General features: G+C 66.3%; 10 protein-coding genes and 1 pseudogene. 8 read left to right on the top strand and 3 right to left on the bottom strand.

The genetic code is table 11. The features are described from left to right. The first annotated feature begins 151 nt into the window (after positions 1-151). From ACIRQ9_RS40210 to istB, 3 genes are all read left to right on the top strand, one after another. Complete coding sequence (locus ACIRQ9_RS40210; RefSeq protein WP_404185712.1) at positions 152-520, top strand: hypothetical protein; 369 nt, start codon at positions 152-154, stop codon at positions 518-520. A 118-nt stretch (positions 521-638) separates the two neighbouring features. Further along, positions 639-1,637, top strand: a complete 999-nt coding sequence (locus tag ACIRQ9_RS40205; protein WP_404185709.1) for a Mu transposase domain-containing protein — start codon at positions 639-641, stop codon at positions 1,635-1,637. Further along, entirely contained in the window at positions 1,634-2,419 is a 786-nt protein-coding gene (istB, locus tag ACIRQ9_RS40200) for an IS21-like element helper ATPase IstB (RefSeq protein ID WP_404185706.1), read from the top strand. Before ACIRQ9_RS40205 ends, istB begins: the two co-directional genes overlap by 4 nt. Before the next feature lie 21 nt (positions 2,420-2,440). Here istB and ACIRQ9_RS40195 read toward each other — a convergent pair whose 3' ends face one another. Further along, positions 2,441-2,929, bottom strand: coding sequence for an ABC transporter substrate-binding protein (locus ACIRQ9_RS40195; protein WP_404185703.1), 489 nt, complete (start codon positions 2,927-2,929; stop codon positions 2,441-2,443). A 272-nt stretch (positions 2,930-3,201) separates the two neighbouring features. On the opposite strand from ACIRQ9_RS40195, the gene ACIRQ9_RS40190 reads away from it, so the two are divergent. Then, positions 3,202-4,830, top strand: a complete 1,629-nt coding sequence (locus ACIRQ9_RS40190) for an ISL3 family transposase (protein WP_404185700.1) — start codon at positions 3,202-3,204, stop codon at positions 4,828-4,830. A gap of 8 nt (positions 4,831-4,838) precedes the next feature. Here ACIRQ9_RS40190 and ACIRQ9_RS40185 read toward each other — a convergent pair whose 3' ends face one another. Continuing rightward, complete coding sequence (locus ACIRQ9_RS40185) at positions 4,839-5,027, bottom strand: hypothetical protein (RefSeq protein ID WP_338059080.1); 189 nt, start codon at positions 5,025-5,027, stop codon at positions 4,839-4,841. A gap of 201 nt (positions 5,028-5,228) precedes the next feature. On the opposite strand from ACIRQ9_RS40185, the pseudogene ACIRQ9_RS40180 reads away from it, so the two are divergent. The 3 genes and pseudogenes from ACIRQ9_RS40180 to ACIRQ9_RS40170 form a co-directional block, all read left to right on the top strand. Continuing rightward, positions 5,229-5,342: pseudogene (locus tag ACIRQ9_RS40180) on the top strand (DUF3761 domain-containing protein); the annotation flags it as partial. 598 nt (positions 5,343-5,940) lie between these two features. Next, positions 5,941-6,345 carry a hypothetical protein gene (locus tag ACIRQ9_RS40175; protein WP_404185696.1) on the top strand — a complete coding sequence of 135 codons (405 nt, stop codon included), beginning with the start codon at positions 5,941-5,943 and terminating at the stop codon, positions 6,343-6,345. Continuing rightward, positions 6,237-7,007 (top strand): hypothetical protein, encoded by a 771-nt coding sequence (locus ACIRQ9_RS40170; protein WP_404185714.1) that lies wholly within the window; start codon positions 6,237-6,239, stop codon positions 7,005-7,007. Before ACIRQ9_RS40175 ends, ACIRQ9_RS40170 begins: the two co-directional genes overlap by 109 nt. A 110-nt stretch (positions 7,008-7,117) precedes the next feature. On the opposite strand, the gene ACIRQ9_RS40165 is transcribed toward ACIRQ9_RS40170, so the two are convergent. Continuing rightward, entirely contained in the window at positions 7,118-8,872 is a 1,755-nt protein-coding gene (locus tag ACIRQ9_RS40165) for a hypothetical protein (RefSeq protein WP_404185693.1), read from the bottom strand. A gap of 285 nt (positions 8,873-9,157) precedes the next feature. Between ACIRQ9_RS40165 and ACIRQ9_RS40160 the strand changes: the two genes are divergently transcribed. Continuing rightward, positions 9,158-9,364: a hypothetical protein gene (locus ACIRQ9_RS40160; protein WP_404185690.1), complete on the top strand. Its 207-nt coding sequence runs from the start codon at positions 9,158-9,160 to the stop codon at positions 9,362-9,364. The last annotated feature ends 86 nt before the right edge of the window (positions 9,365-9,450 follow it).

Below are 9,450 nucleotides of genomic sequence, written 5' to 3'. Positions count from 1 at the left end.
GAGACGGTTCTCTTGGTCGAAAACCCATCTACCAGGGGCTTCATCCGTCTGTCAGCCCAACCGCCCGCCTGGCAAGTGAGGTTGGAAAGGGCTCATTGGCTCGCCGCTTCCCAGCGACTACAAGGCTTTCCTGGACACCTATGGCGCCGGGGTGATTTCCGACGAACTCGTGGTCTTCCATCCTCGGGGGTCCAGTCCGCTGCTGGAACGCATGCGCAGCATCCACGAGAGATTCGCCGCACGACGCGAGCGTCGACCGGACGACTTCCCTCACCCGTTCCACCCCGAGCCCGGCGGCCTGATCTCCTGGGGCTACGACTACGGCGGCGACGAGCACTTCTTCTTGCCCTGCCACCCGGATCCGGACCGCTGGAAGATCGTCACCATGGCCCACGAGGAGGGATGCGAGACCTTCGACGGCCCGTTCGCCGACTTCATCGTGGCGTTTATGGAACGACTCGAGTTCATGGACGAAGACGGCAACATCCGCCCTGCCACCCCAAGCTTCGAATCCTGCTGATCGATCGACTCTCCAGACCGCGGCATGGTCCCCTCGGGGTTGACATCGAGACCCGCATATTAGAGGCATCCCGGGCGGCCAGATTCGGTATGACAATCTCTCGCCCGCTGTTTCCCGGGTGATCCGCAAGAGCCGCTCCCGCGAGGAGCATCCCCGCTGGAACGACTTCCGCCAGCACTTCTCGATCACCCCGTTCTACTGCGAGCCCGGCCTTCGCGGCGCCCATGAGAAGGGCGGAGTGGAAGGCCAGATCGGCTACTGGCGCCGCAACTACCTGACCCCCGTTCCGCGCGTCAACGCGCTGGATGAGCTCAATGAGGCGTTCGCCGAGTTCGAACGGGTTGAGGAGGGACGCCGGATTGGTATGCGGATCCGCACCATCGGTCAGGACTTCGCCCGTGAGGCCCCGTTGCTGCTGCCTTTACCCGCGGGCCACTTCGAGACCGGGATGGCGTTCAACCCCCGCGTTGACCGCTACGGCATGGTCGCTGTCCGCGTCTGCCGGTACTCGGTTCCCGTCCGGTTCATCGGCCGCACTGTCCACGTCCTGCTGCGCTCCAGCGAGGTCGTTGTCTTCCACGGACGCACCGAGATCGCCCGCCACCCGCGGTTGACCGCCAAGGGTGCCGAGCGGGTGGTGCTGGACCACTTCCTGGAGGTCCTGCTGACCAAGCCCGGCGCCCTGGCCGGCTCCGAAGCACTCGAGCAGGCCCGCCACGAGGGCACCTTCACTCCGGCTCATGAGGCGTTCTGGTCGGCGGCCAAGCGCGCCCTCGGGGAGACGGACGGCACGAAGGCCCTGGTCCACGTCTTGCTGCTGCACCGGCATCTGCAGCACCGCGACGTGGTCGCCGGCATCCGGGCCGCCCTCGCGGCCGGGGCCAGCACCGCGGACGTGGTCGCGCTGGAGGCCCGCAAGGCTGCCGAGACGGAGGGCAGGTCGCCGACCGTCACCGCCACCACCCCGATTCCTGATCCGATCGTTCCTCCGGCTCGTCCGCTGCCGAGCCTGACCGAGCGCCGAGCCGCCCGCCTGCCTCCCGACCAGCGTCCCCTGCCCGCCCTGGACCGCTGGGACCAGCTCCTGCACCACCGACCCGGAAGGGACCTGCGATGACCGGCCCGCACCACACCCTGACCGAACCCGCCGCCGACGCCGCCATCGACACCGCTTGCCGGGTCCTGCGACTGCCGACCATGCGGACCCAGTTCGCCGACACTGCCACCCGCGCCGAACGGGAGCACCTGTCCTACCGCGGCTACCTCGCCGAACTGCTGATGGCCGAATGTGAGGACCGCGATCGGCGCCGGTCCGAACGACGCATCCGGGCAGCCGGCTTCCCACGCCAGAAATGGCTCTCCGACTTCGACTACACCGCCAACCCCAACGTCACCCCCGCCCAGATCCACAACCTCGCCACCTGCGAATGGGTCAAGAAAGGCAAGCCGCTCTGCCTGATCGGCGACTCCGGCACCGGCAAGTCCCACCTGCTGATCGGGCTGGGCTCCGCTGCCGCGATGGCTGGCTTCCGCGTCCGTTACGCACTCGCCGCTAAGCTGGTCAACGAACTCGTCGAGGCCGCCGATGAGAAGCAGCTCACCAAGACCATCGCCCGCTACGGGCGCGTCGACCTGCTTTGCATCGATGAACTCGGATACCTCGAACTGGACCGCCGGGGCGCCGAGATGCTGTTCCAGGTTTTGACCGAGCGCGAGGAGAAGAACAGCGTGGCCATCGCCTCGAACGAATCGTTCGGAGGCTGGACGAAGACCTTCACCGACCCTCGTCTCTGCGCAGCCATCGTCGACCGTCTCACGTTCAACGGCGCCATCATCGAGACCGGCACCGAGTCCTACCGCCTCGCCCAGACCAAGGCCAAGCAGCAGGCCGGGCGATAGGCGAGCCCGCGCAGGCCGCTCCTATCCAACCGTCTGGGGCAGTGCGCGGATCACCGCATCGATGCCCTGGCTCTCCGCGATGGCAGTCAGTCGAGGACGCAACCTGCCGAGGAAGGACACACCCTCCACCCCGACATTGCCGATCCTGAGCCCTCTGCCAGCCTGTTCGAACACCCAGAAGGTGATCTCGGTCGGCTCTTCATCGACAAGAGCGCCGGTCATGACTCTGAACTTGCTGCTGTCGTGCGGATCCGGATCCGTGATGACCAGGGACGCACTCGTCAGGGGAAGCTCCGCGATGAGTGCGGCGACGTGGCCCGTGAGGGCAGCCAGGGCGGCTTCGCGCTGGCCGTCGCTCAGTTCCTCCCAGCTTGGACCCACCGCGACCGGCGCCAACTCCCGCCAGTCCAACACAGACGAGACGAAGGTAACTCGCTCCGGGTCCGCCATTCCGGCAAATTCGGCGAGGAACGTGCTGATGAATGCCGAGGCGGCTTCTGCGGTGGGCACGAAGGGAAACGTAGTCGCTTGAGCTTGCCGGCGGAATATCAACCTGAAGACTTGGGGCCGGTCCCCGCCGGAACCCGGGGCCACCACAAGCCGGAACGACGGCCTCGCGAGCCACGCAGTGGAGCCAACTCAGGCCGGAGAAGTGGGGCCACAGCAAGGGTCTGGCACAAGTTCCGTGAGCCGGTCACGCCTTGTAGTTGTTGATCTTCTTTTGGTGGGTGCGGAAGTCGCCTTGAAATCGTTCCTCGTGCGGGTGGTACGGCCGACATTCGGTGGCCGTGAACGAGGTGTTGTCCCGGCTGCAGGAGTTGTTGTTCCCGTCGGTCCCCGGCGTCGCCGTCGTGGCTATGGATGCGCACGGCGAGGCGATACGCGTTGAGGCCCGGTGCACGCCTGTCGGGGCTGCCTGTCCCGACTGCGCTCACTGGACGGAACGGGTGCACAGCTCCTACTTGCGGTTTCCGGCAGATCTGCCCGCTGCAGGGCGACGAGCACAGCTCGCGTTGCGGGTCCGGCGGTTCTTCTGCACGGCCTCGGCCTGCGGTCGGCGGACGTTCGTGGAGCAGGTGCCGGGGCTGACCCGCCGCCATGGCCGGGTCACTGAGCGGCTGCGCCGGGCGATGAGTGAGATCGGGCTGGCCCTGGCGGGCCGGGCCGGTGCCCGCCTCGCCGGGGTCATGGGCATCGCGACCAGCCGCACCACGCTGCTGCGGCGGGTGATGGACCTGCCCGACCCGGCAGCGACGCAGCCTCGCGCCGTCGGCGTGGACGACTTCGCGCTCCGGCGCGGTCATGTCTACGGGACGGTCGTGATCGATGCCGAGAGCCACCAGGTCCTCGACCTGCTGCCCGAACGTGACGCCGCCACCCTCGCCCCGTGGCTCGCGGCCCACCCGGAGATCGAGGTCATCTGCCGCGACCGCGCCGGCACCTACGCCGAGGCCGCCGACACCGCCGCACCCCAGGCCCTCCAGGTTGCGGACCGGTTCCACCTCTGGCAGAACCTCGCCTCCGCGGTCGAGAAGACCGTCGCCGACCACCGCTCCTGCCTGCGCGACCTCCCGCCGATCAACCCGGAACCGGAGCCCGCATGGGAGACGCCCGCCGAGACGGCACCTGGCCAGGAGGCCGAAACAGATGACCCGACCGGCAAGTTCGCCGAAAGGGCCCGCGCCCACCACGCCCTCGTCCACGATCTCCTCGCCCAGGGCATGAGTCTGCGGGGCGTCGCCCACCACCTGGGCTGGGGACGGCACACCGTGCAGAGATACGCCCGCGCCGCCCGCTGGCAGGACATGGTCAAGGGCCGCAAGCGTCAACTCCCGAGCAAACTCGACCCGTTCAAGCCCTACCTGGCCGGGCGCTGGGCCGAAATCGACGGGAACATGACCATCCTCGATCTCCACCGGGAGATCACCGAACGCGGATTCCGCGGCCACTACTCCACCGTCCGCGACTGGATCCGGAGAGACCTGCCGCAACGGGAAGGCTTCACCCCCGCACCGCCACCGCCGTCGGTACGGCAGGTGACCGGCTGGCTCACCCGCCACCCCGCCACCCTGACCGAGGAGGAGAAACTGCACCGCAAGGCCGTACTCGACCACTGCCCGGAACTCACGTCCGCCGCAGAACTGACCAGCTCGTTCGCGGAGATGCTCACCACTCTCAGCGGCGACCGCCTGCCCGACTGGATCACCGAGGCCACCGACGCCAACCTGCCCGGCATCAGCAGTTTCGCCGCCGGACTGAACAACGACCTCGACGCGGTGACCGCCGGGCTGACCACTGACTGGAACTCCGGCCCGGTCGAAGGAGCAGTCAACCGGATCAAGATGCTCAAGAGGCAGATGTTCGGCCGTGCCGGCTTCGGCCTGCTGCGTAAACGGGTCCTGCTCTCCTGAGGCTGTGGTCAGACCGCGTCCTCCACCAGTCCGAAGCCGTCCGGGAACTCCTCCAGAAACGCTCGCCGCGACGGATCAGGCTCCTCGCGGGCCATGGCGGCGAGTAGGCCGAGGAACTCGTCCTGCTGCTCACGTGACAGCTTGCTGACGACGTGGGCGACGCCCTCCAGGACCTTGACGGCGTCGTCTGGATCCATTTGCTCGTCTTCACAGCCTTCGACGAACCAGAGGACATCGACCAGAGCCTCGGCCAGAGCTCGCGTCAAGGAGGGATACGCGGCAGACATCGAGACGATCTCCCAGCAAGTCGGCGAACAGAGTCCCGTCATCTCAACACATGCCACTGACGTCACGGTCAGCAACCGGCTCACGGAACTTGTGCCAGACCCCGCCGCAAGCCGTTAATGCCAAAGTACGAGACCGCGAAGTGCAAGGACGCCACCGCGTCCTACTCGCGTCACTCCCAGGGCACCTGCTCACACCACCACGGCGTCCGCTACTGGTTCAAGTAGCCGCAAGCGGGTCGCCTCATCCGCATCGCCGAACGAGGCGGCCCGCATTCCTCCCCGCAGTTGTACGCAGCCAGCGTCGAGGCGACGCGTCAGTCGGGCTTGGCCACCCCGATCCTGGCTGTGTTGATCACTGCGTCGAACGCCTCGTCCAGTCCGACTGCGGCAAGATACGTCTCCAGCCGCGTGATCGCGTTGGAGACCAAAACCACCGGCACTCTCGTGCGAAGCGCGGCGAGTAGATCCGCAACGTCAAGGTTGACTCGGCCGGTGAGTTGACTCCATGCCTCGACGGCCCCCAGGCCCGCTCAACGTAATCGACGGCATCGCATCTCGGACGCAATGCCATCCCTCACCATCGACCAACTGGACATCATGGTCCCAACTGCAAAGTCTAGGGGCCGGTGATGTTCGGAGCAAACATGACCAGAACGGCCGGTTGCAGCATGGGCCAGGGCAGTGGCAGACGGCGTAACTACTGCAGGTGATTAGCTTCAGCGCGCACCAGAAGGATGGTCTCGAACCGCTGATTGCCGTTCATGAGGGTCAGTGAGTTGAGCTGGCAGCCGGAGTCTCCATACACCCGTCACGCTAACAAGCTGTGAGCACCGCGCCGATGGCGCCACGCTGGATCTTCACCCTGCAGGGCTGGAACGCCTACGTCCACGAGATGATCAAGCGTCCCGATCTCGCGGACTCCGCTCCGTTCGACATCGACACCCCGGTCACCTCCGACGACCCCCGCCTGCGCTACCACGGGCATCTGCTGCTGGTGCCCAATCCCGCATTCGATGCGGGTCTACTGAAGGCGCACCGGCTGCTGCTGGTCAACCGCAACCGGCGCGAGGGGCTGATGGACCGGGTGATCGACGGGCCCCCGGCACCGGCAAGACCTTCCTGCTGCGGGCCATCGGCCGGGAGTTCCAGAGCAGCATCGAGGAAGTGCACGATGGCCGGATCCCCGTCGTGCACATCATGGCCCCGCAGGATGCGGACAACCTCGTAAACTGGGTCTGGGCGATCGCCGAGTTCCTGGGCCTTGCCCCGGCGCCACTGACCGAGGACGAGGTGCTTCAGCCCAGGCGCACGCCCGATCTCTCCCAGTCCGTGTGGTACGTCCTGGAACGGCGCTGGACTCAACTGCTGCTCGTGGACGGTATGCAGCGGGTACACCCGGACCAACTCGTCCCGGTGCTGCACTACTGCGACTCCCTGCGCGAGGAGCTCGGCAACACGACCATCTTCTGCGGCACCGGCGCCCGCGAGATCGTGCGGGCGGCCTGCGTGAAGGCGGACGGACTCAGCGAGGCAGATCAAGGTCTGAGCGAGCGTGCGCCGCTCATTACCGGCGAAGACGGCAAGGAGTATAAGGTGCTCCCCCAGGCGAATCCCAGCCGGCCACCGGTGACCTGGCTCGACCCCATCCCGCTGTACGACGGCGACCAGGACACCTGGCCCGCCGTCTTGCGCAGCTTTGAAGAGAGCCTGTGTCTGCACCGGCTCTCGCCCCATGCACTGGTCGGTCAGGCCACGAATCTGCACCGCCGCACCGGCGGCTACCTCAAACTGCTCTCCCAGCTCATCTGCCAGGCAGCCATAACGGCCATCGAGGAAGGCATCGAAGACATCACGCCGGAGCTGCTGGCAGATATCGACATCGGCGGCTGATCCCCGACTCGGGCAAGGCTCGGTCCTCTCACCATGGCCGATGCCCTGCTGCTGCACAGCACGGCCGGGCCCCGCTCCTCTCCGGCGCGGTGCCCCGTCCCGGCCCGCACTCATTCCTCCACAGGCACTACAGAAGGCAGGCTGGCTACGTGGGTGCTGATGCCTTTCTGACTTGTCCCCGGGTAGCACACCACAAGCCAGCCTTCCTCGATCTCTGCTGCCTCCGTGACAGCCGACTCGAGATCGATGCGTTCCCAGCCCAGGTCGACCTGCCTGGTTGCGATCTTGGCGACCAAGGGGCGGTGGAACGTATAGGGTTCCGGCCCGCTTCCCTGGGTGACCGGCACGGGCACGGCGTCGCGGGGCAGCGTCAATTCGGCCCGGTGCCAGTCGTAGCTGATGGCCTGCTCATGCAGAAGACGGGCGACATTGAACAATTCTTCCGCCTCGGCAACCGTCATCTGAGCCAAATCCGGCATGGTCAACTGTTCAGTGGTGTGTTTTTGGATCACCGACAGTGCCTGGGCGATGGCCAGTTCCCGCGCGGCCAACACCTGTAGTTCGTCTGTGTCGTTGCCTGCGGTGATCGGCGTCGGCTCGGCGTTGACCGGGCCGTATAGTGCGGCGGCGCGGAGGCCATGCGGCTCTCGAAGTCCTGCCGCGAAGCGCAGTGCCGGCAGGATCTCGTCGGGAGCCAGACCATCGAGGGGGGCCAGGGCGAACCGCATGGTGGTTTGACCTGTGCTCTGAAGCGTGAGTATTTGGACGCGCAACACCCCCGACGTGTCGCGACCTTTGACCGACAGGCCGTCCCCCGACAGCCCGGTCTGAGCCGGTTCCAGCGCCAGGATCAGGGTCTCTATCACCGCGTTGTGCTCGTCGAGGAGTTGCAGGCGCACCTTGCGGGTGGGGCTTTCGTGCCGGGCGGGTCCCAGGGAGATCTTGCCGTGCGAGTAGCTGCCGCCCAGGCCGCCGGGCAGGTCGAGTGTACAGCTGAAGGAGGCGGCCTCAGTGGAGGACAAGGTCAGCGGTGTGCCGTAGGTCATCGCCTCGTGGAAAGCCGGGGGCGCGGGCTTGTCTTCGGAAAAGGACACCTTCCACCGAATGTTCAGGGGGTGGTCGTGAACCGCTTGCGCGTAGCGGACATGGATCCGGAAGGTGACACACGGACCATCGCCCTTCTGAGCTTGGGAGGCGAGGACGAGCGTGGGATCATGCTGCGGTATGCGGCGGGTGTCGTCGACGGAGAAGCTGTAGCGGTAGAACGGGTCGTGCGCGTTGAGGGCCCGGTAGAGGCTCTCGAGTCCGTCGGTAGCATCCGCAGCCTTGAGTGGGACCGGCTTGTCGGTGGCGAGGGCCTGGTCCGTACGCTGCTTGAGACCCATCAGTTCAAGCATCTGCTGCTGCAGGTCCAGGACGCGTTCCATGCCGTTGCCGAGGAAGTAGTCGATCACGTCTGGGTATTTGGCCGCCAGGCCGTGGAGCTGGGCGAGGCCCATCCAGTGGCAGGGGAAGCCGACGTCCTGGGTGAGTTCGGCGAGCCAGGCGAGTCGGTTCTCTTTGGTGCCGTCCAAAGGAAGTACCAGGTGCCAGGCGGCGATGCGGGCTCCCTGGGAGGCGGCGAAGGCGCGCACCTCGTTGTAGGAGTGTTCGATCTGCTTCTTCTGGTTTGCGGTGAGGTTGGTGGCGAAGTACTTGATCTGGTAGACGATCCAGCCGCCTTCGGTGATCTCGATGACGTCGATGCCGCCGTCTCCCCGGGAGGGGCGGATCCGCTCCGCGTGTGGGTGCTCGCGGCACAGCAGCACCCCGACCACGGTCTCTGTTTGCGCCGGCTCCAGCGTCGTCCACGGCACCATCATCACGAAACCTGCCCTGCCCTGCGTGCGTGTATGTCGTGATTCATGATGCCGGGTGCCACTGACAGCGCCGGTTGGGCAGGCAGGAATTGGAGGGGCGGTGGTCACAGCGCAGGAAAACGCAGCGGCGGAGGCGAGACGGCTTGCCGCACCAGGCGACGATTTTGTCCAGGCGGCCGCCAACAGGTGAGTTTCGGGTGCCGATGCGTCATCACGGCATGCAGGCTGCACGGATCCCAGCGGATGCGGTGGGGACGGGTGATGTCAGTGCCCGCCGTTAGGGTCGGTGGGGTGATCAGGGAGTACTACCCACGGGCAGCGCAGCATCTGCTCAACGCGCAGCTGGCCAAGGTGGAGTCGGCATCGTTGTGGAGCACCCTTCTCGAGGGCGGCCTCGTCGACCAGGAAGTGGTCACGTATCCCGACGGCTCAGGGGTGATCAGTGCCTGGCCGACGGGGCGACAGGCGGAGCTGACCGATCTCTTCCGAGGGCCTTGACCCCGGATGTTGAACACGTCTATGCGGCTTGGGTCAGGGTAGTTGCTGCTGGTCGGAGGGTGTGCTCGTAAGCGATCGGCGACCGC

Source organism: Streptomyces sp. NPDC101237 (genome assembly GCF_044767465.1).
Lineage (GTDB): Bacteria > Actinomycetota > Actinomycetes > Streptomycetales > Streptomycetaceae > Streptomyces > Streptomyces gramineus.
The sequence above is the reverse complement of the archived record's forward strand: the minus strand, read 5'-3'. Positions and strand labels throughout refer to the sequence as shown.